Genomic DNA, 23,533 nt, shown 5'->3' on the forward strand with positions numbered 1-23,533 from the left:
TAGGTTTATTCCCACTTGAAGAACCGAAGAGACAGGCTGGTGCATGTCACCGCAATACCAATCATCACGATAACGGGAACGAGAACCTGATCCATCGGCAAGCCCAGGGAAGCGGCTTTCAAAAGTTTAATTCCCTGTGTCAGCGGCAGGATGTCGGCGGCTTTTTGAAGGACAGCAGGCATGACCTCATATGGCAGCGTGGCCCCCGAAAAAATGAGCATCGGAAAGTACAACAGGCTGGCCAAAGCACCGGCTATTTTGGAATTGGGCGCGATTCCTCCCACCAACAGCCCGATACTGAACATCGACAGCATCACCAACAAGTAAGCGCCCAGAAACAAAACCCATGATCCGTGGAACCGATATCCGAACAAGACGGCCCCCGTCCCGTAAACAAGCAGGAGCGAAACTAAGGAGTACAGCGCATAAATGACAACCTGCACCGCTAGGATCAGAGCGGGACGGGTGGGGGTTACCTTGAACCGCTTTAATATTTTTCGGCTTCGGTAATCGGACACAACCAAAGGAAGGCCCATCACGCCCCCGGCGCAAATCGCGATGGTTGAGATCGCCCCGAAGGACTGCTCCAAGAAAGAATAACCCGCACCGCTGAAGGCCGGCTTATTTCCATAAATCGCCCCAAGGATCACAACGACGATTACCGGCATGCAGATGGCAAAGATCAACATGTCCAACCCGCGAAAGGACAGTTTGCTTTCCGTTAGTAGCAACGTTTTAAATGCTCGCATGTTCATCCTCCTCGTCGGTAAACCAAAGATAGGCGTCCTCTAAATTCTCGTAGGGACTTGCGGCAACCGCTTCTTGTACCGTCCCGTAAAAGATGCTTTGCCCGTTCTTCAAAATCATGATTTTGTCGCAGAGGGTTTCCACTTCGTCCATAAAATGAGAGGTTAACAGAATCGTGATCCCCTTCTCCTTCAATTCGGAGAGGCTTCTCCACACATCACGCCGAGCTTTGGGATCTAACCCGGTGGTCAATTCGTCCAAGAACACCACCTCGGGGTCCGGGATTAAGGCGAGGACGATAAACAAACGCTGTTTTTGTCCCCCGGATAGCTGACTGACATAACGATTTTGCTTGTCGGCTAATCCGAATTGTTTCAGAAGAGCACGGTAATCCAGAGAGGTTTTGTAGAGCGCGGCGGTGACTTCGCAAAGTTCAGACACTTTGATTTTGTCCTGATAGTGAGCCTCCTGGAATTGCACGCCAACGCGCTGGAACAGCTCTTTTCGATCCTGCACCGGGTCCATCCCCAGGATGGATACCTTTCCGCTGTCTCGTTTTGTTGTTCCCAAAATACATTCGATCGTGGTGCTTTTTCCCGCACCATTGGCGCCTAGCAACCCGAAGACTTCTCCACGACCCATCGAGATATCAATATTGTCTACGGCTTGAATAGGGTCGTAAAACTTGCATAGTTTCTCCACATGAACGGTTGTTTCCATGCAATAACTCTCCTCCTGTATTTTTTGTTGCATAAACACAGTAAAACACCAGAACAAAGTCTGGTGTCAATGTGGAGGGTTTGTCGCAAATTGTTGTCTCATCTTCGCTAGCTGCCCAAGCATCTTTTTCGCATTTTGCTCGGCGGAATGCAAAGAAGTGATCAATTTATCGCATACGGAAATGACATCATCGCTCTCTTCAGGCGTGTCGATGATTTGCCGCAGATTCACCTCGGGGTTTCGGGATAAAGCATTCAGCATCCGTAAAATCGCCGAGAGCGAGTAGTTCGCCATGCGCAAGGATCGAATGACTTTCAAACGTCGGAGGTCTTCTTCGGTGTAAACTCGGTAACCGTTTTGTTTTCGTTTGATTGTGAGCAGGCCGTTCATTTCCCAATTTCTTAAGGCATCCATGGAGATGTGTAAGACGTCGGCGGTTTGTTTCCTGGTGAACACCTTGGGACCTTGCTTCGAATGATCGCCTGATAACAATTGTTCGGCAATGGTTATAGCATCCTCAACATTGCTTTGTTCGGATTTGATGTGCTGCAAGTAGCGCTCCGCCTGGTCGCTCGCTTGATCTAATCGACCGGAGGCCGATGTTCGGATGATATTGATCGCTTCTTTTCTCAAACCGTTTTGGAGGATTTCAACTGCCAGCGCCATTCTGGCCAGTTTAAGTTGCTCCAAATGGAAATCGGTAAACATTCGATAGCCGTTCGCCATTCGTTCCGCCTTGGGGATGAACCCCCATTCTTCATAAAGCCGCACGGTATTGGGATGTATCCCTATTCGTTTTGCGATTTCGGACGTCTTGTACGTGCTTGTCGCCACGAATTACCACCCCCGAAGAGTTCTACAGCGGCGGGTTGGCATGACATTTCCGGCACACCGGGTAATACGACTCGTTGCCGCCGATTTGGATTTGCTCGCCAGTGTAGACGGGTTTGCCGTTCTCCACCCGCAGGTTCATCGTCGCCTTGCGCGCGCAGAACCAGCAGATCGTTTTCATTTCCTCAATTTTATCCGCATAAATGAGCAGCAGACGGCTGCCCTCGAACAGCTGGTTTTGGAAATCGTTCTTTAATCCGAAGGCCATCACGGGAATGTCCAGCTCGTCGACGATCCGGACCAACTGCTTGATGCTGTCCTCGCCGAGGAATTGACATTCGTCCACCAAAACGCAGTACAGGCGAGGCGTATGATTTTTGACGATTTCGTACAGGTTCGTATCCGGAAACACGGGGATGGCCTGCCGGCGCAGCCCGATCCGCGAGGAAACGAAGCCGACTTCGTCGCGATTATCGATCGCCGAGGTAAAGAGCAGCACCGGCTTGTTCTGTTCCTCATAATTGTGGGCAACCTTCAAAATTTCGATGGACTTGCCGCTGTTCATTGCTCCGTATTTGTAAAATAATTGTGCCAAACGATGACGTCCCTTTCTGTAGTTCATATCGCAATCATGATGCTCTTTATTCTAGCATATTTCGGCCTTATTGTTGGATAGGCAAGCGCGAAATTTGGAGAAAATCATCGGCCGGCGACGCGACGTCTACTCAGCCGTTGTTGTCAATTCCCGAACCCGTAATCTACTGTTTCACAAGCGTTTCGACGGCACGCCCCAGCGCCGCCGGCTCCGTCGTTGGCTCGAATCGTTCTACCACGTTTCCGCAGCGGTCGATCAGAAATTTCGTGAAGTTCCATTTGATCCCGTTGCCGGCATAGATCTCGGGGTGCTGTTCAAGCAGAAAGTTCTTCATCCAAAGCTCCTGTTCGTTATTCGGGTCAAACCCTTGAAACGGAGCCTGCTCGGTCAAATAGGCAAAAAGAGGGTGCGCGCGCTCGCCGCGAACTTCGATTTTTCCGAACAGCGGGAACGTAATGCCGAAGCCACCCCGGCAAGCTTGTTCGACTTCAACATGGTTACCGGGTTCTTTGCCGTTAAACTGGTTGCAAGGAAATGCGAGAATCTCGAATCCGTGCTCCCGCCAGGCGTCATACAGCGATTGCAAGCCGGCAAACTGCCTGGAGAAGCTGCATTGACTGGCGACATTGACGATCATAAGCACTTTCCCCCGGTATTCGGACAGACGAATCGTACGCCCCTGGATCCATTCGGCTTGAAAATCATAAATCGTCACGCGTGTTCCTCCTTCGTGCAGGGAATGGACAGCCTCCGGTTAAGGCAGGGCCTTTGCCATAAGCATACTGCTTGAAGAGGGGGAACGGAAATACTCGGATGCAATAAGCTCGATAGGAAGAACCAATGAGGACGAAGCTTACCCGCCCGGTCCGGCAGGTGTATAATGGAAATGGGCGAATGCCCAATGAAGGGAGAGGTGGAAATGTCCGTCCATACGGAGAAATCGCTGCCTAGAAAAAGCCTGAAGGAGCTGGGAATCTCGGCTCGGAGCGTGATCGGTTTTTTGGAATATTTGAAAGCGCATTCTATCGAATTGCATAGCTTGATGCTGGTGCGGCACGGGCATGTCGGGGTGGAAGGCTGGTGGGCGCCTTACGGGCCCGATCTGCCGCATATGTTGTTCTCGCTTAGCAAAAGCTTCACCTCCACCGCCATCGGTATGGCCGTTCAGGAGGGCAAGCTAAACGTGGACGATCCGGTCGTCTCCTTCTTTCCGGAGGACGTGCCGGAGGAGATATCGCCGAATTTGGCCGCGATGCAAATCAAGCATTTGCTGATGATGGGGACGGGGCACGCCTTCGACACGATGGAACCTCTTGACCGAGCAAAGGACGGGAACTGGGTCAGGGCGTTCTTGGAGCTGCCCGTTGAGCATGAGCCAGGGACGTTCTTCCTGTATAACACCGGAGCCACCTACATGTTGTCCGCCATTCTGCAAAAGGTTACCGGGGAAACGCTGCTGCAGTATTTGCAGCCGCGCCTGTTCGAGCCGCTCGGCATCGCGAATCCGACTTGGGAGAGCTGTCCGCTCGGCATCAACACCGGCGGATTCGGCCTTAAGGTGACGACCGAGGATATCGCCAAATTCGGCCAGCTGTACCTGCAGAAGGGCCTATGGCAAGGCAACCGGCTGCTGGAGGAAAGCTGGATCAACGCCGCAACCTCCAAGCAGATCTCCAACGGCGATGGCGGGGACAGCGACTGGGCGCAGGGCTACGGCTATCAATTCTGGCGCTGCCGTCACGGTGTATACCGGGGCGACGGGGCGTTCGGACAGTTCTGCATCGTGCTGCCGGAACAGAAGGCGGTGCTTGCCATGACATCGGGCACCAACGACCTGCAGGGGGTGCTGAATGGGGTATGGGAGCACCTGTTGGGCGCTTTTGCCCAAGGGGAAGAAGGCTTGGCCGAGGAAGATCGGGCGGCGGAGACCGAATTGCGCCATTTCCTGGAGGGTTTGTATTTGGAGCCGCCTCGGACCCAGCCGCATTCCGAGCGGGAAGCCGAGCTCGGCAGCGGAAAGGGGTGGCTGCTGGAACCCAACGAACTTGGCCTGCAAAGTACGAGAATCGATATTCACGGGGACACGGCCGTGCTGGACATCAAGGACAACCGCGGCGAGCACCGGGTCGAACTGGGGCGGCAGGCTTGGCGATTGGGGCGGACGACGTTATTCGAGGAGGAGGAGCAAATCGCGGCTTCCTTCACCTGGAAATCGGCGGACACGCTGCTGCTGAGCATCCAGCGGATCGAGACGCCGTTCCGTATCGCCGTCGAAATCGAACTGCTGGAACAAGGAATCGAAATCCGCAGTGCGGTCAACGTATCCTTCACGGAGCCGACTTCGGCCCCAATTCGTGGCCGGCTGGAGTAAAAGCTAGGGTCTTTACCTGGGGGGACGCTCGACGAGCAGCCGATTCACCAGCTCGCTCATGCCCTCCCAGGAATCCTTCATCAGGAAATGCTCCTGAATCGGGGCATTCCACGGGCGGGGGATGCCGATGGTCAACCTTCCGGCCTCCTTGGCGGGCACAAGATTATGGGGCCCGTCATCGATCAACAGGTCGAAATCCAGCAGCGTTTTCCGCTTGGCGACGAAGAAGTTCTCGAACGGGATAAACGGCATCCAGCGCTGCAGCCAATTCCACTTCTCCGGAACCGAAGACGGTCTGGCCGCCGTAACGATGATCACGTCGTGGTCCCGCGCGATCTTGCGCGCTTCTTCTATGGTATGTTCATCAAAAATTTCCAGCTCCTCATACAAGCCGGGGCGTCCGAAGAATAGATCTTCATTGCAATCGGGATGCCAAATTCCCGTCATGTCGAAGCTGATCATCTGATCCATGGTCAACGGGCGGTCGGGAAACTGCAAGTTGTGATAATGGATCGCCTTCGGCACGAGGTGGCAGAGGGTGTCGTCCATATCGATGGCTACGATGTTTTTGCGCATGTTTTGTATTCTCCCTCCTGGGTTTATTTTATTGGACTTCTTGGGAGGATACAAGACTTCTCTCCGCAGGACAAAATATCATGCAAAAAAACAAGTAGGTTCCCGCGCTTCTCTTTATACTGGTTTCGAAGGGGGGCTACACCATGAATTGGGTCAGCAAAATTCAGGAAGCTATCGATTATATCGAAGCCCGTTTGCTGGAGGATATCACGATGGAGTCAATCGGGGAGGCGATTCATTACGCTCCGTCCACGTTTCAAAACCTGTTCAGCGCCTTAACGGGCTATTCCGTGATGGAATACGTCCGTTTTCGCCGGCTGTCGTGCGCTGCGGACGAACTTGCGGCTGGCGGGCTATCGGTTACGGATACCGCTTTCAAGTACGGTTATGAAACCGTCGAGGCTTTTTCCAAGGCGTTCAAGCGGATGTTCGGATGCTCGCCATCCCGGTTTGCCTCCTCCGATGTCGATGGATCCAGATTCGCGCCCCTCTCGATCGATTTCAGTTTGCGGGGAGGTTTTTGCATGCGAAGAAACTTGTTACCGGGTTTATTGAAGGTGGATTGGTCGGATAAGGAACGTCAGAACGAATTCGTGGGCAGCGTTGTGTCGGCCTTGAACGCTTTGGGCGAGACCTTGGATTATGACGGAGTTTGCGCGGTTTCCGGCAGCGCCTTCCGCACGTCATTCTCCATGCCGTCGGTGGAAAAATGGAATCACGGCAACTATCACGTGATCCATGCTCCGATGATCATCGAACATACTTTCAAGATGCTGGGCTATCGGGTCACGCATCATATCCGGGGCGATTTCGATTCCGATCGGCAGCTGGTTATGGACAGCATCGACAGAGGGGTGCCCGTGATCACGCTGGAGGGCGTGATCGATTGCGCCGATGCTTGCGTCATTTCCGGTTATGACAACGACGGGAACGTGCTCCTTGGATACAACCCCTTTATGTTTTCCGAAGAAGATCATAAGGAGGATGCCGACGATACCGGTTATTTTCGGAAGTCCAATTGGCACGGCGGATTTTTCGCGCAGGGCAGTCACGGGCGGCTGCTGATCATTGAGGGAAAAACCGAAAAGCCGTCCAAGGAGGAAATGTTCTCGCAAACTCTGGCGCTGGCGAAGCGTCTGATTTTGGAGGAGAACGTCGCGCTGGGCCAATACAACGGGCTTGCCGCCCATAAGGCTTTTGCCAACGCGCTAATGACGTATGCCTGGGAGGACAATTTCGAGCCTTATCTCAATGTGATGTGCAATTACAAGCAATATCTCGACCGCCAGTATGCCGTTCCCTTCTTTTACGATAACGGCAGGGATGATCTGGCCCGGGAGTACGAAAAGATTGCCGAACTGTCGCGCTTGCTGGGGAGGCTGGTTCCGCAGGATTTTTCGGCGGAGGCGCTGTTTGGCGACCGGGAACGTTTGAAGCCCTATTGCGAAATTTTGCTGGAGATCGCCGAATTGGAGGAACGCGCGGCGAGACGGATGTAGGTTGTCAGTTGCCGCTTTCTTCAGCGGATGTTGTGGCGAGCCTCTGAGTAATCCGGATAGTTGACTCTAACGCTGATGATCAGCGCTATTTATGCGAATCCGGCGTTTTAAAAGTTCTAACGACGCTGACACACTCTAATACGGAAAAAATCCATGGTTTCAGTAGCAAATATGAGATATAAGCACTGTGATAAGCGTTAAAATCACAACACGATGATTTAGGCTTGCTTAAGCTCTGTGGCGAGGGTTAGATTTTGGAAGCGATCATTTTTAAGATCAGGCCCCGCCCAGGGCCGTACTGCCTCAGGAAAAAGGACCTCATCCGCACTTTGCAGTGGGAATAGACATGACGTCTTGTTCCATGACGTGCTTGCGCGACAAACCGCGGTCGTTCGGACCCTCGCCCATCGGCCAGAACGCCTTCGTGGCCAGCACGTAGGATTCGCGCGGGTAAGCCTTGAGCGCTTTGCCCACCAGTTCCTCCGCCGCGCCTTTCTCGTACACGTTGGCCGTATCGAAGAAGTTGATGCCCAAATCGTAAGCCGTCTTGATCGATTTCTCCGCATTTTCGCGTTCCACGTATCCCCCGTAGGTCAGCCAGCTTCCCAAGCTGATTTCGCTCACTTTGAGGCCGCTTCCGCCCAGTCTTCTATATTCCATATATCCTCATCCTCCCGGTATTTGTGTTGTAACCATTTTCATTCTATAAAAGTTCATATACAATTTAAAGACGTGAAAACTCATTCACTTATATCCATGATACTTGTTATACATAATATAGTTATATCCAAAAGGGGAGATTTGACGGATGCCCACCGTTCGTCGAGAAAACCTTGGATGTGCTCGGAGGAAAATGGGCGTGACGATGGAATATTCGCTCACCCCGATTTTGGGGGCATTGAGCCATGCTTAGACTAATCGGCAGAAGCATCCGCGATTTTCGCAAGTATTCCGCCAAGCTGCTGCTATTTCAACTGATTTATATGCTTGTTACGAGCGTCGTCATCCTTCCGGTCACATCGCTGTTGTTCCACCGCGTTCTCCGGGTGGTCGGCTCCGGTTCCTTGCTCAACGGGGAAGTGTACCGGATTGGGCTGAGCTATAAGGGCTTGGTGGGACTGACACTGATTGGGCTTGTCGCTTCCTTTACGCTGCTGATCCAATTGCTGGTGCTGATCGTTCTCATTCAGCAACGCATTTTCGGCAAGGAGATCGCCATCTCGGACGCGGTGTTGACGGTGCTGCGCAAGATGCCAAAGTTGCTTGGGTTCGGCGTGTTCCAACTGCTGCTGCTGTTGCTGCTCTTGATCCCATTTATCGACTCGCCGCTGTCGGCGTCTTTTTATGCGTTGTTTAACGTTCCGATCTTCTTGAATAATAAGGTGCTGGACGCTTCCTACATGATGACGGCCGCCTATGTCGTGCTTCTTGCGGGGTTATTGTATTCATTGCTTCGATGGATCTTCGTCCTGCATGGCATCGTGCTTGAGGATCTGAATTTGCGGCAGGCGGTTCGCGAAAGCCATGCCCTAACGCAAGGCCGGCGTTGGCGGCTGTTCGGCTCGCTGCTTCTCTTTAATGCCGCGATCCTTGCGGCAACCTCCGCAGCGGTGTCCGCACTCGGTCACATCCCTTCCTGGCTGAATCTCGATGTGCTCGCGCTCGTGTCCCAGCACTATTCGCTGACGGTTTCGACCGTGCTGGCCTATTTGTTGGAGCTTCTGCTGTTGCCGATCAACCTGTTCGTGCTGACGAGACTCTATTACGCGCTTAACCGTTCAAGGGGGATTCGGGCGAGGGATCGGCTTAACGTTAGACGCAGCAGATTAGGCCGTATCGAAAGTCGGATCGTCGCCTGGTGGAGGGAACTCAAGTGGAAGAGGGCCGCATATGTATCGGGCGCTGCCGTTTATATCGCCCTGGCGGTATTTATCGGCATGCGGGCGAATGATAGCCTGATATACGCAAAATGGAACGTACAAATCGCGGTGCATCGCGGGGATACGTCGAACGCCCCCGAGAATTCGCTGCCCGCCCTGCTCTCGGCGATCGACAAAGGCATTCAGGTTGCCGAGTTGGATGTGCAGATGACCCAGGACGGAGTTGCCGTATTAAACCACGATTCCGATCTGAGAAGAATGACGGGAGTGCGGAAGCGTATCGCCGATATGACCTTCGCGGAAGTGCAGCAGTTGTCCATCGGCTTGGACGAGAACGGTGATCCGATACGCATCCCGTCGCTGTACGACGTGCTCGCCGAGGCGCAGGGCCGCATTAAGCTGCTGCTGGACCTGAAGCCGAACGGCTCGGTCAGCGAGGCGCTGGCGGAGGAGGTCGTTCGTCTCATCAGGGAAGCCGGAGCCGAGGAAGAGGTGAGGGTGCAGTCGTTCGACGGCGAAGTACTGGGCCGGATCCGGGAACTGGCCCCCGAGATCAAAATCGGGAGAATTCTGTTTTTTGCGCTCGGGGACTTATCGAATCTCGACGTCGACTTCTATACGATCGAACAGATCATGCTAACCGATTTCTTTATAGATAAGGCCCATGCCAATGGCCGCGAGGTGTGGGTCTGGACCGTCAATACCAGACGGGATATGAAGGAAGTCCTCAAGTACCCGATCGATGGCGTGATCACCGATTCCCCCGAGACAGCGCAGTCGATGGTGGAAGTGGATTTGTAATTCGTTGAGGCCCCCCCACACCTTCGGCAAGCTATTTGCCGATCTACTCCCCCGTCGCGATCGGGTTCTCCTCGTAGCTAATCCAGTCGCTCCAGCTGCCGGCGTACAGCTTGACCTGCGGGTAGCCGAGGCGGTAGAGGGCGAGCACGTTCGGGCACGCGCTCACGCCGGAGCCGCAATAGACGATGGCCTCGCGGCCCTCGTCCAAGGCAGCGACAACCGGCGCTAGCTGCTCGCGCAGCTCGCCCTCGCTCTTCCAGGAGCCGCTGTCGTCCAGCACCTGCTTCCAGAACCGGTTGATCGCCCCCGGGATATGGCCGGCCTTGACGTCGAGCGGCTCCTGCACTCCGGCGTAGCGATCCGCGGCGCGCGAGTCCACCAGCACCACGCCGGGATCGCCCAGCGCCCGGCGCACGTCCTCCACGCCGGCCAGCATCTGCGGCCGGAGCGCGGGGGTGAAAGCGGCGGGGACGACGGTCCGCCGCTCGGCGGTCACGGGATAGCCGCCGGCCTGCCAGGCGGCGAATCCCTCGTCCATGACGCAGACGTCGTCATGGCCCAGCCAGCGCAGCAGCCACCATAGGCGGGAGGCGTTCATGCCTCCCTGGTCGTCGTAGGCGACCACTCTGGTGGCGTTGCCGATGCCGGCGCGTGCAAGGCGCGCGGCCAAAATGTCCGGGGCGGGCAGCGGGTGGCGCCCGCCGTGCGTGGTGACCGGTGCCGACAGATCCTGTTCAAGATCGAGATAAACGGCACCGGGAATATGCGCGGCGTTGTAAGCCGCCCGCCCGGCCTCCGGCCGACCAAGCTCGAAGCGGCAATCGACAATCACAAGATTCGGCTCATACATGCGGGCCAGCAGCCAGCGTTTGGATACGATCGGTTCCATATGGCGTACACATCCTCTGCATTCATCGTTTTCATATGGAACTATTATAAGCCTAAAGCTTAGATCGGGCGATATCGCTTTTTTCGATTGAGGAACGATCATAACTCCGCTATAATGAAGTGGTTTGCAACAAGATGAGGCGGCAAAAAATCGACGGAAAGCTGGGAATTCTGAAGCATATGCATACCGACACCAAGTCCATAGGCAAATATGAAATTTTATACGTGATCGGCATTATCGCCATCTCGTTTTCTTCGATTTTTATTCGCTGGTCTAGCGCCGAAGTCTCGGTGATCGCGATGTACCGGATGTATTTGACTAATCTATTGATGCTGCCGCTGCTGTGGAGCTATCGGGGAGAGATTGCGCACCTGACAACCAAGCAATGGGGGCGCCTTTTATTTTCCGGGCTTATGCTGGGGCTGCATTTCCTGCTTTGGATGGGATCGCTTCGCTTGACGACGGTAGCGAGCTCTACTGTCATTCTGACGCTGGAGCCGATTATCGTCATGTTGGGGTCATTTTTCCTGTTCGGGGCCAAAATCAATAAAGCGATGATCCTCGGCGTTGCGTTGGCGTTAATCGGCTCGATCGCCATCGGCTCCGGGGATTTCGCTTTGTCCGGCCAAGCCGTTACCGGGGACCTGCTCTCTTTGCTCGGGACGGTGGCGGTCGCGATCCATATCTTGGTCGGCAAGCAACTGCTGCAAACGATCAGCGCGTTCGTCTATAATTTCCTCGTGTTTGCGGTGGCGGGAACGTCGATGGCGGTCTATAACGCCGCCGCCGGTATCCGATTTACCGGTTATGCGCCGCGCGAATGGGGGATTTTCCTGCTGTTGGCGATTGTGCCGACGTTGTTCGGGCATTATTTGTTCAACTGGCTAATGAAGTATCTCAGCGCATCGGTCGTGTCGATGGCCGTCCTCGGCGAGCCGGTGTTTGCTTCGCTGCTGGCCTGGATGTTGCTGAAGGAAAGCTTGACTCCGCTGCAGTTGTCGGCGGGCGCGCTCATTTTATGCGGCGTGTGGATCTTCATTCGTTACGGCAAAGAAGCGCCAGACGCGGTGCCGGAAGGCGAGAAGGTACTGGCGGCGGGGCAAGAGGGAAAGGCAGGTTAGGGCTGGCTGTCTGAAAATTATTTTCGCAGTTCGAAAAATTGGCATTCCCGGCGCGGATGATAGGAAAGCTCGCTCACTCCGGCTTGGGTGATGATCGTATCGTCCGTGAAGCGGATGACGATGCTGCCGTTGTCGATCATGTGATCGTCACGGAAGACGCGGACGCGAAGCTTCCGGTCCAGCGCCTCCTGAAAATCCAAATCGGTAAACAGTTCTCTAAGGGTAGGCATATTACTAATCTCCTTATTGGCTAAAATAGGGACAATTTGCGGAATTCGGCTCTTGTTATTGTACCCGGAAGCCCGCGGGTTGAAAAGGGAACGGTTGGGGTACGGATACCCTCGTTGCCGATCGCTTTGCAGGATTATCCCGTTTGGTCAGTTCACGTAGAAACGGACAAATTCGGGAGAGGAGGACACGGCAAGAGGAAATGCAGGGGAGAAGAGAACACGGATGAGAAGGATAAGGGAGAGGAGAGTACGGAGACGGAGGAGCGGGAGGGCCAGATCGGCAGGGTCCTGGTCGACCCGTGCGTGCTCGCGTTCGCCCGTGTTCCCTTACCCCTTATCGAAAGGGATAATCGTGCAAAGGGACTGACGGACTGGCCCATGGCATCAAAGCGCGGTTTTATTAAAAAAATAGTCGGTCAGGAATCCATTTTCCCGATCGACTATTTTGCTTAATGTGGTGGGTTTTAGGACAAGTCCGGGACGCCCCAGCGCAGAATTAAGCCGGCATGGGTCAAGCCGCTGCCAAAGCCGTACAGCAGCACGCGGTCGCCGAACTTCAGACGGCCCGTATCGATGCCGGCCTGCAAAGCCAGCGGGATCGATGCGGAAGACGTATTGCCCATGTCCTGCACGCTTTGCAGCGTTTTGGCGAGCGGCAGGTCCGCTTTCTCGCAGATCGACTCGATCATACGCAAATTGGCGCTATGCGGCACGAACCAATCGATGTCCTCGCGAGTGAGTTCGGCTTGCTCCAGCAGCTGCTCGATTCCGGCGGAGACGGTGCGGACGGCCCATTTGAACACTTCGCGTCCGTTTTGCACGATTTTGCCTTTCCCTTCGAGCGGTTGCCCGTCCATCTGCTCCGCCAGTCCGGAACGGTAGACGTGGATGCCGCCGGCTCCGTTCGTTCCGAGAATAAACGATTCGAACCCGGGCTGCTCGGGATCGGCTTCGACAAGCACGGCCCCGGCCCCGTCGCCAAATAGAATGCAGGTGCTGCGGTCGGTGTAATCGGTGATTTTGGACATCGTTTCGCCGGCAACGATAAGGATTTTGCGATGCAGGCCGGTGCTGATCATGCCGTTCGCCAAGTGCAGGGCATAAGCGAAGCCGGCGCAGGTGGCGTTTAGATCGATGGCTCCGGCCCCTTCCATGCCAAAGTGCTGCTGAACCCGGCAGGATACGGTCGGAAAAGAAAAATCCGGCGTTGTCGTAGCGGCGATAATGAAGTCGACATCGTCCAGCGCGACCAGGTACGTGTCGCGAAGCCGCTCCGCGGCCCGGATGCAGAGGTGCGAGGTGAATTCATCCTCGGCGGCGAGATGCCGTTCCTTGATGCCCGTGCGCTGCACGATCCACTCGTCGCTCGTATCCACGAGGCGCTCCAGGTCCCCATTGGTCAGGATTTTATCGGGAACATAGGTTCCCAATGCGGTAATGCGGGCTTTGGAAAGGGATTTCTGTGGGGTCAACCGTATCACTCCTTTATATCGCTAAATTGGTATCAGGTGTTAGTACCAGGTGTTAAAAAGAGTATACCACGATTATTAATAACCTTCCAATGTTCTATACAAATCATGTACCGGGACAATGCTATAATAGTTCCAGAGGAAAGGAGTGTTCGAACGAACTTATGAAGACGTTGGTATTGGCGGAGAAGCCGTCGGTCGCCAGGGAAATCGCGCGAGTGATCGGCAGCCGAGATAAGCATAAGAGCCATTTTGAAGGGCCGAAGTACGTGGTCACCTGGGCGCTGGGCCATCTGGTCGGATTGGCCGAGCCGGAAGATTACGACGCGAAGTACGCTACATGGGCGTTGGAGGATTTGCCGATCCTGCCGGACAAAATGAAGCTGAAGGTGCTGCGCGAAAGCAGCCATCAGTTCAAGGCGGTGCAGCAGCTGATGCGGCGCCAGGATATCGGCGGGCTGATCGTGGCGACCGACGCCGCGCGCGAGGGCGAGCTGCTCGCCCGTTGGATTATGGATATGGTCAAATGGAACAAGCCGTTTCAGCGGCTGTGGATCTCGTCGCAAACGGACAAAGCGATCAAGGAAGGGTTCGCGGCGCTGAAGCCGGGCAGCCAATATGAACGCTTGTACCAATCGGCGCGCTGCCGGGCGGAGGCCGACTGGATGGTCGGGCTTAACGTAACCCGGGCGCTGACCACCAAATTCGGCGCGCCGCTTTCGGCCGGACGCGTGCAAACGCCGACGCTGGGCATGATCATGCAGCGCGAGAACGAAATCCTCCGCTTCCGTTCGGAGGAATATAACGTGCTGCGCGCCGATTTCGGCAAGTTCGAGGCGGTATGGCGAGGCGGGAACGGCGATGCCCGGATTTTTGAGGCGGAGCGGCTGAATGCGCTGAAACGGAAGCTTGAAGGAGCTTCCGGCAAAATCGTCAAGCTGGTCAAGCACGAAAAAACGGTGCCCCATCCGCTGGCTTACGATTTGACCGAGCTGCAGCGGGATGCCAACCGGCTGCTCGGTTTTTCGGCCAAGCAGACCTCGAACGTGCTGCAGCGGTTGTACGAGCAGCATAAGTTGGTCACTTATCCGCGGACGGATTCGCGTTACCTGACGTCGGACATGACGGATACCCTCAAGGAGCGGCTGACCAGCGTGGCCATCGGCCCTTATGCGCCGCTGGCCCGGCCGCTGCTGCGGGGTTCCCTGAAGTTGAGCAAGCGGATTGTCGACGACAGCAAGGTGACCGACCACCATGCGATCATCCCGACGGAGCAGACGGTGCTGCTGAACGCGCTGAGCGCGGACGAACGCAAGCTGTACGATTTGATCGTGCGGCGGTTCATCAGTTTGTTTTATCCGCCGGCACGGTTTGATCAAGTCAACGTGACGGTTGAAATCGCCGGCGAGACGCTGCACGCGAAGGGGACGACGATCAAGGACGCCGGTTGGCGGGCCGTCTACGACGGGCAGGCGTTGGAGGACGAAGCAGGCGGCGAGGACGATACGGAGAGTGAGCAGAGCGGTGCGGCGCTGCCGGAGCTGAACCAAGGCGAAGCGGTGAAGGTACAACGCTGCCGCGTCACGCCGGGGCGGACCCAGCCGCCGAAGCGATACACGGAAGCCGCCCTGCTGACCCAGATGGAGAAGCATGGGCTGGGTACGCCGGCAACGCGGGCGGACATCATCGAGAAGCTGGTCAGCTCCGATACGATCGAGCGGCAGGGGAACTACCTGCATCCGACCGGCAAAGGCAAGCAACTGATCGACCTGGCGCCGTCCGATTTGCGCACGCCGGAACTGACGGCCCGCTGGGAGGCGGAGCTGGAGCGGATCGCCCGCGGCCAAGGCCAGCCGGACCCGTTCCTGAGCGGCATACGCGAGATGGCGGTCAGCCTGGTGCAGGGCGTCAAACGCAGCGATGCGACGTACAAGCCGCATAATGTCTCGAACAGCCATTGCCCGGAATGCGGGACGCGGCTGCTCGAGAAGAAAACCGGGCGCGGCTTGATGCTGATCTGCCCAAGCGAGGACTGCGGCTATCGCCGTTCCGGCGAGAAGCGTCTGTCCAACCGCCGCTGCCCGCAATGCCACAAGAAGATGGAGCTCAAGGAAGGGAAAGCGGGAATGTATGTGCAATGCTTATCCTGCGGCATTACCGAGGTGCTGGGGAAAGACAAGGATAAGCATATGAACAAACGCGAGCAGCAGCGGCTCGTCAAGCAATATTCCCAGCAGCAGGAGTCCGGCGGGATCAATCTCGGCGAACTGCTGAAAGCGGCGCTGGAGAAAAAGGGCGACGACTAACTTGCCGGCCACGGCAGACGATCCCTGGCCCGCATAAATCGGCAGCCATTACGGGACGCTAGTACCGGAGGTGATAAAGGTGCCGCATCATAAAGCGCGGAAGACCGAAAACCAGCAGAACAAGTCGAGGCTGATGGAACCCACCGTGGCGGCCAAGCCGAAGAAGCAGGCCGATTACCCGCCCAATTTGAACGAAATTCCAAAGAACGAAACCTGATTGTTTTAGGCGTTTGCGGCTCCCCTCGCGGGGAGCTTTCTTTCTGCGCAGAAGCGATGATGTTGAAGAGATGCCGGCACTGCGCAGTTGAGGTATAATAGAGTAAGGAACTTCGACGTTCGAGCGTAAGAATCGAAAGGGGGCGGCGGGGACGAGAACGGGCTTGCTGGTATGGTTTCTGTTTATCAACGCGGTCGCTTATCTGGTCATGTCCGACGACAAAAGGCGGGCCAGGCAGAGGCGCGAACGGATTCCCGAGAAAACGCTGTTTTTGCTGGCGGCGCTGGGCGGCGCGCTTGGCATACTGGTGGCGATGAATGCGAAACGCCATAAAACGAAGCATTTCAGCTTCCGGGTGGGGATTCCGCTGCTGCTTCTTTTCAACGCCGTGCTTTATGGGTATTTTTTAATATAATAAACGCTTGGGACAAGTGAGGTGCTTTCCATGCTCTTCAATAAAATTCTTGCCGCGTACGACGGTTCGAAAGCGGCGAACAAAGCGTTGGACAAAGCGATCGAGTTGTGCAAATCGACGCCCGGGGCCAAGCTGGAGGTCCTGCATGTGTACGACTTCCCGCGGTTTTACATCGCCGAGGGATTTGCGCCGGTACCCGTTTCCATGAACAAGGATATTTACGAGCTGGCGGAGAGAACGGCGGAGGAAGCGAAGAGCCGGATTGAGGCTGCGGGCCTGGAGCCCAAAGTGGAGATGGATCAAGGGGCGCCGGCGGAGACGATTCTGGAGCACGCTCAGAAAAACGGGGCGGACCTGATCGTCATCGGCAGCCGCGGACTCGGCGGCATCCGCGAATTCGTGCTCGGCAGCGTCAGCCATAATGTCGTCCAGCATGCCCGGATTCCGGTGCTCGTCGTGAAATAAAGTTTGTTGCAAGAAGCCAGACCGAATCGATTCGGTCTGGCTTTTTTTGTGTGCGCAGGATTTGTTCGGTAAGGTCCGGTGCGATGTGTGCGGGACTGGTGTGTTCCTCCATATTTACGTCTAACGCTTGCCGGAATGCTTATTTGGGCGAAAAACACACAATTTCCGCTCTAACGCTGACCAGCGTGCTTATATAAGCGAAACCTGGCCTTGTTGGGGTGGAAATCGGGAAATAAGCTTTCCCTTAAGCGTTACAATTCGCAAGTCCCGGTTTTGCTGCAAATAGCGTTGAATACAAGCGTTAGAGCAATTTTGCGCTTCATCTGAGGCTTCGACAGTGCTCCAACGGTGCTCCAACAGTGCTCCAACAGTGCTCCAACGATGAACAGCGCTCCTACAGTGCTCCTACAGCGCTCCTACAGTGCTCCTACAGTGCTCCTACAGTGCTCCTACAGTGCTCCTACAGTACTCCTGCAGTACTCCTACAGTGCTCTTGCAGCACTTCTACAGAGCTTCTAAATTTGCGTCAAGGAAGATTGCTGTGAGGAAAACTGACGCTTGTCCGATGGGATCGGCGGGGTAACAAATAATTTTTGGGCGATTTTCGGGCGGGTGTGTAGGAAAGTGTAGTTTTATATAGTCTCGAAAGTAAGGTTATGTTCAAATGTTACGATTACTCACATCGACCCGATGTCGTAACGGGCGAAAGGGGCATCCGAACGCTGAAAGGAGGGCTGCCGTTGATCCGATTTCACCAGGTCGATAAGCACTTTGGTCATTTTCATGTGCTGAAGGGGATTGATTTGCAGGTTGAGGAAGGGGAAGTCGTGGTGGTCGTTGGTCCGTCCGGTTCGGGGAAAAGCACGATGCTGCGCTGCATCAACCGGCTCGAAACGATCACGAGCGGCGAACTGACGGTGGGCGGCCTCCCGGTCCACGACCGCAAAACGGACATTAACAAACTCCGCCGGGATATCGGGATGGTCTTCCAGCACTTCAATTTGTACCCGCACAAAAAGGTGATCGACAATATCACGCTGGCGCCGATCAAAGTCCTCGGCATCTCCAAGACGGAGGCGGAGCAAACGGCGATGTTTTATCTGGAGAAGGTGGGCATCGCCGACAAGGCGGCGGCGTACCCGTCCCAACTGTCGGGCGGACAGCAGCAGCGGGTGGCGATCGCCCGCGGGCTGGCGATGAAACCGAAGATCATGCTGTTTGACGAACCGACCTCGGCGCTCGATCCGGAGATGGTCGGCGAGGTGCTGGACGTCATGCGGACGCTCGCCCGCGAAGGCATGACGATGGTGGTGGTGACGCATGAAATGGGGTTTGCCCGGGAGGTGGCGGACCGGATCATTTTTATGGATCAAGGACAGATCGTCGAAGAGGCAGGGCCGGAGGAATTCTTCGCCCATCCGCGGGAAGAGCGGACGCGTACGTTCCTCAGCCGTTTGTTGAGCCACTGAAAGTTTCGGAAACCAAGGGGAGGAAAAGAGGATGAAGAAACGTTGGAGGTTATTCGGTATTGCAATTGCGGCGGTGTGCGCGTTGGCGGTGTTGGCGGGCTGCGCCAGTAACGGGGCGGGCGGCAATGCGGCCGGCAATGCCGCCGGCGACGGCGGAAATGCCGCTCCGGCGGCCGGGGAGAGCGGGACCGGGGCTTTGGATAAAATCAAGGATCGCGGCAAGCTGGTGGTCGGCGTGAAGTACGACACGAAGCTGTTCGGTCTGAAAGACCCGGCCAGCGGCAACGTTGAGGGATTCGACATCGACATCTCGAAGGCGATCGCAAAGCATATTCTCGGCGACGAAAACGCCTTGGAATTAAAGGAAGTGACCTCCAAGACGCGGATTCCGATGCTGAATAACGGGGAGATCGATATGATCGTGGCCACGATGACGATTACCGAGGAACGCAAGAAGGAGGTCGACTTCTCCGACGTGTATTTCCAGGCGGGGCAATCGCTGCTGGTGAAGAAGGGCAGCCCGATCACGGGCATCGAGAGCCTGACCGTCGATTCGACGGTGCTGGGCAGCAAGGGCTCGACTTCGGTAAAAAACATCCGCGATAAAGTGGAAGGCATTAAGGTGTTGGAATTTGACAACTACCAGGATGCGTTCAACGCGCTGAAGGCGGGCCAAGGCGATGCGCTGACGACGGACGATGCGATCCTGTACGGCATGGCTGCCCAGGATACGAATTACGAGGTGGTCGGCAAACCGTTCACTGACGAGCCTTACGGCATCGCCGTGCAAAAGGGCAATACCGACATCGTGCAGGCGATCAACGATACGTTGAAGGAGCTCCACGACAGCGGGGAGTACGACAAGCTTTACGAGAAATGGATCGGCAAGAAGCCGGGCGAATAATTCGTTATGGACTTTACGATTCTGACCGACTATTTCGACGTCTATATGGAAGGGTTCCGAGGAACGGTCCTTTCCAGCCTGCTGGCGCTGATCGGCAGCTTTTTGCTGGGGGCCTTGATCGCCGTGTTCCGCATCGCCCCCGTCCGGCCCCTGCGCTGGTTCGGGACGGGTTACGTGGAATTTATCCGCAATATTCCGCTGCTGCTCGTCGTATATATTTTTTACTACGGACCGTCCGCGCTCGGTTTCCCCCTTGACGGCTTTACGGCCGGAACGATCGGGCTGGCCGTGTATACGTCGTCGTTCATCGCCGAGGCGATCCGCGCCGGAATCCTGGCGATCCCGAAAGGGCAAACGGAGGCGGCTCGCTCGTCCGGGTTAAGTTACCCGCAGACGATGATCCACATTATCCTGCCGCAGGCGATCAAGCTGGTCATTCCGCCGCTGGGCAACCAGTTTATTAATTTGATCAAGAATTCGTCCGTATTGACGATCGTTGCCGGGCTGGATTTGATGTATTTTGCCGACATCGTGAACGTCGAGACGTACCGAACGTTCGACACTTACATTTTCGTGGCCTTGTTTTATTTGGCGCTGACTTTGCCTTTGAGTTATGGGGTGAGGGTGTGGGAGCGGAAGCTCGAGCGGAAGTATTGAGGAAGGAGGGGTTCGATGGATTTTGCGGGCGCGTACAGCGCGGAGAATTTAAGCTTTTTGGCGGATGGGCTATACGTGACCTTGATCGTCGCCGGGGTGTCGATCGTGTTGAGCTTCCTGATCGGCTGCGTGGTGGGTGTGATACGTTATACGCGGCTCCCCGTGTTGTCACCGATCATGCTGGTGGGCGTCGAGCTGATCCGCAATTTGCCGCTGCTCCTGATCATCTTCTTCATGCGGTTCGCCTTGCCGGAAGTCGGCATAAAGCTGGGGCTTGTGGCCGCGACGATTACGGGGCTCACGATCTTCGAGGCGGCGATGATCGCGGAAATCGTGCGGGGCGGACTCGCCTCGATCGACAAGGGGCAAATCGAAGCGGCCCGATCATCGGGACTCAGCTCCTTGCGGACGCTGTGGCACATCGTGCTCCCCCAAGGACTGCGGCGGATGGTGCCGCCGCTGGTCAGCCAGTTCATCTCGCTGCTTAAGGACACCTCGCTGGCGGTCGTCATCTCCTTGCCGGAACTGATGCATCACGCCGGGATCGTCATCGGACACGGCTACACTTACACGATTCCCATTCTGCTGCTGGTGGCGTTGATTTATTTTACCGTCAACTTTGTGCTTTCGGTCATCTCCAGACGATTGGAGGCCCGGCACGCTTAGGCATTGGCTAACATTGGAATGACATATAATGGAATGTATGGTATAGTCGCCCTTCCCGATGTGTGGTACGATTAGGAGCAATATAACACACGGGAGCCGGTGAACGGGGATGGGGAGCGTTCTTTTCAAGTCCTTTTATAGAAGATCCGCCTACGTTCAGATTGGAGTGGTGGCCATCGGGACGGCGTTGGCCGGGGAGTTGAAGATCAACCCGTTTGCTGGCGATATATTTCGGATCGGTTTGGGGAGCAGCGCGTTTTTGCTGTTTTTGCTGCTGCTGCGGCGATTGCCGTATCTCGTCACGGGCGCCATCGCCGGCGCGGTAGTGCTGCTGTTTCGCACGGGGCTGGATCAGGCGTTCGGCAACGGCTTGACCTTGGCCGAAAGCGTGACGAGACATTGTTCGGCGGCGGTGTATTACCTCGTGTTCGCATTCGGGATGAACGTGATCAAGCCGCGGTTGGACCGTTTCTATCCCTTGGCGCTGGGGGCGGTGACGGCGGTGATCGACCTGCTGTCCAACGAGGCGGAGCTGCTGACCCGGCTGCTGGTGACCGGCACGGCCACGTTCAAGCTGAACGAGTGGGCGTTTTTGATGGCGATCGCGATGCTGCGCACCTATTTCGTCACGGGCCTTTATAGCAGCATCTCCGTCAGCCGGATGCGGATCGTGCAGAAGGAGCAGAACCGGCGGATTGAGCAGATGCTGAGCTTTAGCTCCGGCCTGTACGGGGAAGTGTTTTACCTGAAAAAATCGATCGGTACGCTGGAGAAATTGACGCAAAGCAGTTACGAACTGTATCGTCGCTTGTCGGACGAAGGGCGGGAGGCGCACACGCGCCACGTGTTGGGCATCACGCAGCAAATCCATGAGGTGAAGAAGGATTCGCAGCGCATTTTGGCCGGGCTGATCAAGCTCACGGACCGGGAGGTCCCGGGCGATATGCCGTTATCGGGGCTGGTCCAGTATACCGTCAACAGCAATCAGCAGTATGCCGAAATGCTGGGGAAACGGATTGTTTTTACGCAGAAAATCACCTTGGATTACGTTACCGCGAACTATGTTCCCTTGCTTACGCTGCTGGGCAACCTGACGGCCAATGCGGTGGAGGCGATTCAAGGCCGGGGGCAAATTCATCTGGAGGTCCGCGAACAAGCGGGGTGGACCTTGTTGACGGTGAACGACAGCGGCAGCGGTTTCCCGCAGGACGAGCGGGAGCTGGTGTTCGAGCCGGGCTTTACGACCAAGTTCGATGAAGAGGGAGTCGCGGCGACGGGGATCGGCTTATCGCATGTGCGCGACATCGTCACCCGGTTTGATGGGGAAATCTCGCTCGGGACAGCACCGGGGCTGGGCGGAGCGATGGTCCAAATTCGCCTGCCGACGCCGAAATTGCGGAAGTCGGAGGCAACAGCGCAAATTTGATCAACCGATATCCGGGCGAAGCGGTACGAACCAAACGTTGAGGAGGGTGAAAGCGATGCCGCTCTCTTTTTGTATCGTAGACGATGATGCCAGTGCGCGAAAAATGCTGCAGCATATTATCCAAGACAACGGCCTTGGCGAGGTAACGGGGACGGCCAGCGGCGGAACGGAAGGCGTGCGGCTTATTTTGGGGGAATCGCCGGACATCGTGCTGATGGATCTGCTGATGCCCGACCAGGACGGAATCGAGGTGATCGATTCTTTGCGCGCCCAAGGCTGCGGCTCGCGGTTCGTGATGATTTCCCAGATCGAAAACCAGGATATGGTCGGGCGGGCGTATCGGAGCGGGATCGAATTTTTTATTCGCAAGCCGATCAACCGGATCGAAGTGGAGACGGTGCTCAGGAAGGTTAACGAACGGTATGCGATGGGCCGCTATTTGGATGAAATCAAATCGAGCCTAAAGAAGCTGGAGGATTTGCGCAGCGCGCCGTTAGCCGCGCCGGGCAACCGGACGGTCCGCGAAGCGATTCAGCCGATTCTGATGAATCTGGGGCTGATTGGGGAGAGCGGCAGCCGCGACATGATCGCAATCATGGAGATTTTGCTTGAGCGGGGAGGCGGAGCCGAAGGCAGCTTACCGCCCCTAAAGGAGCTGTATCGCCGGACCGCGGCCACGTACAAGACGGGACCCGAAGACATCGCCAAGGAGGTCAAGGCGATCGAGCAACGGCTGCGGCGGGCGTTGACGACGGGGTTGACGAATCTGGCTTCGCTCGGCCTGACGGATTACGGCAACCCCCGGTTTGAGTATTATGCTCCGCTCTATTTTGATTTCGAAGACGTGCGGTTGAGGATGAAGGAGATCGAAGAAGGGCGGGAGCCGAGTAACGGCAAGGGGAAAGTGAACATCAAGAAGTTCCTGCAGGTGTTGTTTATCGAATTGCAGGAGCAGTTGGGAGGAGCGCGATAAAGTCAGTCGCCGCAACCGCTCGCTGCGAATGATCGTAAAAACCTAGTCCGTTTGCCGTGCTAGGTTTTTTTGCTGTTCAAAAACGAACATTCGGATTTTACAATCATTTAATGTTCGGGTTTGAGTTGACATGTCGTGTACGCCATTGGTAAACTAGGAGAGGAGAGGCGGTTCGCCGCCGAACCTCATAATCTCGTATAATGCCGGGGATAAGGCCCGGAAGTTTCTACCCGAGAACCGTAAATTTTCGGACTACGAGCGAATACGTGGTGAAGGTAAGGCTACTCCGCACGGAAAAGCCTTCTT

The 23,533-nt window shown here is 55.8% G+C and carries 24 protein-coding genes, 1 pseudogene and 1 riboswitch; of the genes and pseudogenes, 15 read left to right on the forward strand and 10 right to left on the reverse strand.

Going from position 1 to position 23,533, the window contains the following annotated elements:
* Positions 1-5: 5 nt before the first annotated feature.
* The 5 genes from ACZF99_RS04150 to ACZF99_RS04170 form a co-directional block, all read right to left on the reverse strand.
* The gene (locus ACZF99_RS04150) at positions 6-749 is read right to left on the reverse strand and encodes an ABC transporter permease (protein ID WP_483609350.1); all 744 of its coding nucleotides are present in this window, start codon (positions 747-749) and stop codon (positions 6-8) included.
* Complete coding sequence (locus ACZF99_RS04155; protein WP_483609352.1) at positions 736-1,467, reverse strand: ABC transporter ATP-binding protein; 732 nt, start codon at positions 1,465-1,467, stop codon at positions 736-738. The genes ACZF99_RS04150 and ACZF99_RS04155 overlap by 14 nt, the downstream gene beginning before the upstream one ends.
* 66 nt (positions 1,468-1,533) lie before the next feature.
* The gene (locus ACZF99_RS04160; RefSeq protein WP_483609354.1) at positions 1,534-2,301 is read right to left on the reverse strand and encodes a MerR family transcriptional regulator; all 768 of its coding nucleotides are present in this window, start codon (positions 2,299-2,301) and stop codon (positions 1,534-1,536) included.
* 22 nt (positions 2,302-2,323) lie between these two features.
* A complete protein-coding gene (locus tag ACZF99_RS04165; RefSeq protein WP_483612525.1) occupies positions 2,324-2,893 on the reverse strand; it encodes a thymidine kinase in 570 nt (189 codons plus the stop codon).
* A 163-nt stretch (positions 2,894-3,056) separates the two neighbouring features.
* The gene (locus tag ACZF99_RS04170) at positions 3,057-3,608 is read right to left on the reverse strand and encodes a glutathione peroxidase (RefSeq protein WP_483609356.1); all 552 of its coding nucleotides are present in this window, start codon (positions 3,606-3,608) and stop codon (positions 3,057-3,059) included.
* Between the two features lie 204 nt (positions 3,609-3,812).
* On the opposite strand from ACZF99_RS04170, the gene ACZF99_RS04175 reads away from it, so the two are divergent.
* Positions 3,813-5,264 (forward strand): serine hydrolase domain-containing protein, encoded by a 1,452-nt coding sequence (locus tag ACZF99_RS04175; RefSeq protein ID WP_483609358.1) that lies wholly within the window; start codon positions 3,813-3,815, stop codon positions 5,262-5,264.
* Between the two features lie 12 nt (positions 5,265-5,276).
* On the opposite strand, the gene ACZF99_RS04180 is transcribed toward ACZF99_RS04175, so the two are convergent.
* A complete protein-coding gene (locus tag ACZF99_RS04180) occupies positions 5,277-5,840 on the reverse strand; it encodes a 5' nucleotidase, NT5C type (RefSeq protein WP_483609360.1) in 564 nt (187 codons plus the stop codon).
* A gap of 143 nt (positions 5,841-5,983) precedes the next feature.
* Between ACZF99_RS04180 and ACZF99_RS04185 the strand changes: the two genes are divergently transcribed.
* Positions 5,984-7,339: a helix-turn-helix domain-containing protein gene (locus ACZF99_RS04185; protein ID WP_483609362.1), complete on the forward strand. Its 1,356-nt coding sequence runs from the start codon at positions 5,984-5,986 to the stop codon at positions 7,337-7,339.
* Positions 7,340-7,693: 354 nt separating this feature from the next.
* On the opposite strand, the pseudogene ACZF99_RS04190 reads toward ACZF99_RS04185, so the two are convergent.
* Positions 7,694-7,999: pseudogene (locus tag ACZF99_RS04190) on the reverse strand (aldo/keto reductase); the annotation flags it as partial.
* A gap of 245 nt (positions 8,000-8,244) precedes the next feature.
* On the opposite strand from ACZF99_RS04190, the gene ACZF99_RS04195 reads away from it, so the two are divergent.
* A complete protein-coding gene (locus tag ACZF99_RS04195; protein ID WP_483609364.1) occupies positions 8,245-10,020 on the forward strand; it encodes a glycerophosphoryl diester phosphodiesterase membrane domain-containing protein in 1,776 nt (591 codons plus the stop codon).
* A 43-nt stretch (positions 10,021-10,063) separates the two neighbouring features.
* Here the strand turns inward: ACZF99_RS04195 and ACZF99_RS04200 are convergent, their stop codons facing one another.
* A complete protein-coding gene (locus ACZF99_RS04200; RefSeq protein ID WP_483609366.1) occupies positions 10,064-10,909 on the reverse strand; it encodes a sulfurtransferase in 846 nt (281 codons plus the stop codon).
* A 179-nt stretch (positions 10,910-11,088) separates the two neighbouring features.
* Here ACZF99_RS04200 and ACZF99_RS04205 point away from each other — a divergent pair, with 179 nt between their 5' ends.
* Positions 11,089-12,030 carry a DMT family transporter gene (locus ACZF99_RS04205; protein ID WP_483612527.1) on the forward strand — a complete coding sequence of 314 codons (942 nt, stop codon included), beginning with the start codon at positions 11,089-11,091 and terminating at the stop codon, positions 12,028-12,030.
* A 17-nt stretch (positions 12,031-12,047) separates the two neighbouring features.
* On the opposite strand, the gene ACZF99_RS04210 is transcribed toward ACZF99_RS04205, so the two are convergent.
* On the reverse strand, positions 12,048-12,260 hold the full coding sequence (locus ACZF99_RS04210; protein WP_178023551.1) for a hypothetical protein: 213 nt from the start codon (positions 12,258-12,260) through the stop codon (positions 12,048-12,050).
* 114 nt (positions 12,261-12,374) lie between these two features.
* Here ACZF99_RS04210 and ACZF99_RS04215 point away from each other — a divergent pair, with 114 nt between their 5' ends.
* Positions 12,375-12,713 carry a hypothetical protein gene (locus ACZF99_RS04215; protein WP_483609368.1) on the forward strand — a complete coding sequence of 113 codons (339 nt, stop codon included), beginning with the start codon at positions 12,375-12,377 and terminating at the stop codon, positions 12,711-12,713.
* Between the two features lie 11 nt (positions 12,714-12,724).
* Here ACZF99_RS04215 and ACZF99_RS04220 read toward each other — a convergent pair whose 3' ends face one another.
* On the reverse strand, positions 12,725-13,732 hold the full coding sequence (locus ACZF99_RS04220; protein ID WP_483609370.1) for a beta-ketoacyl-ACP synthase 3: 1,008 nt from the start codon (positions 13,730-13,732) through the stop codon (positions 12,725-12,727).
* Positions 13,733-13,893: 161 nt separating this feature from the next.
* Between ACZF99_RS04220 and ACZF99_RS04225 the strand changes: the two genes are divergently transcribed.
* The 10 genes from ACZF99_RS04225 (at position 13,894) to ACZF99_RS04270 (ending at position 23,227) form a co-directional block, all read left to right on the forward strand.
* Positions 13,894-16,035 (forward strand): DNA topoisomerase III, encoded by a 2,142-nt coding sequence (locus tag ACZF99_RS04225; RefSeq protein WP_483609372.1) that lies wholly within the window; start codon positions 13,894-13,896, stop codon positions 16,033-16,035.
* A gap of 79 nt (positions 16,036-16,114) precedes the next feature.
* A complete protein-coding gene (locus ACZF99_RS04230) occupies positions 16,115-16,252 on the forward strand; it encodes a hypothetical protein (RefSeq protein ID WP_187380118.1) in 138 nt (45 codons plus the stop codon).
* 208 nt (positions 16,253-16,460) lie between these two features.
* Positions 16,461-16,667, forward strand: coding sequence for a DUF1294 domain-containing protein (locus ACZF99_RS04235; RefSeq protein WP_483612529.1), 207 nt, complete (start codon positions 16,461-16,463; stop codon positions 16,665-16,667).
* A 30-nt stretch (positions 16,668-16,697) separates the two neighbouring features.
* Complete coding sequence (locus tag ACZF99_RS04240) at positions 16,698-17,132, forward strand: universal stress protein (RefSeq protein WP_483609375.1); 435 nt, start codon at positions 16,698-16,700, stop codon at positions 17,130-17,132.
* A 740-nt stretch (positions 17,133-17,872) separates the two neighbouring features.
* Entirely contained in the window at positions 17,873-18,601 is a 729-nt protein-coding gene (locus ACZF99_RS04245) for an amino acid ABC transporter ATP-binding protein (RefSeq protein ID WP_483609377.1), read from the forward strand.
* A gap of 31 nt (positions 18,602-18,632) precedes the next feature.
* On the forward strand, positions 18,633-19,505 hold the full coding sequence (locus ACZF99_RS04250) for a glutamate ABC transporter substrate-binding protein (protein WP_483609379.1): 873 nt from the start codon (positions 18,633-18,635) through the stop codon (positions 19,503-19,505).
* Between the two features lie 6 nt (positions 19,506-19,511).
* Positions 19,512-20,162: an amino acid ABC transporter permease gene (locus ACZF99_RS04255; RefSeq protein ID WP_483609381.1), complete on the forward strand. Its 651-nt coding sequence runs from the start codon at positions 19,512-19,514 to the stop codon at positions 20,160-20,162.
* A gap of 15 nt (positions 20,163-20,177) precedes the next feature.
* Positions 20,178-20,828, forward strand: coding sequence for an amino acid ABC transporter permease (locus tag ACZF99_RS04260; protein ID WP_483609383.1), 651 nt, complete (start codon positions 20,178-20,180; stop codon positions 20,826-20,828).
* Between the two features lie 109 nt (positions 20,829-20,937).
* Positions 20,938-22,254: an ATP-binding protein gene (locus ACZF99_RS04265; RefSeq protein ID WP_483609386.1), complete on the forward strand. Its 1,317-nt coding sequence runs from the start codon at positions 20,938-20,940 to the stop codon at positions 22,252-22,254.
* Between the two features lie 55 nt (positions 22,255-22,309).
* Positions 22,310-23,227, forward strand: a complete 918-nt coding sequence (locus ACZF99_RS04270) for a response regulator (protein ID WP_483609388.1) — start codon at positions 22,310-22,312, stop codon at positions 23,225-23,227.
* 173 nt (positions 23,228-23,400) lie between these two features.
* Positions 23,401-23,502: riboswitch (purine riboswitch) on the forward strand.
* Positions 23,503-23,533 lie beyond the last annotated feature (31 nt).

The sequence above is a fragment of the Paenibacillus sp. JL3B1040 genome (assembly GCF_057063165.1).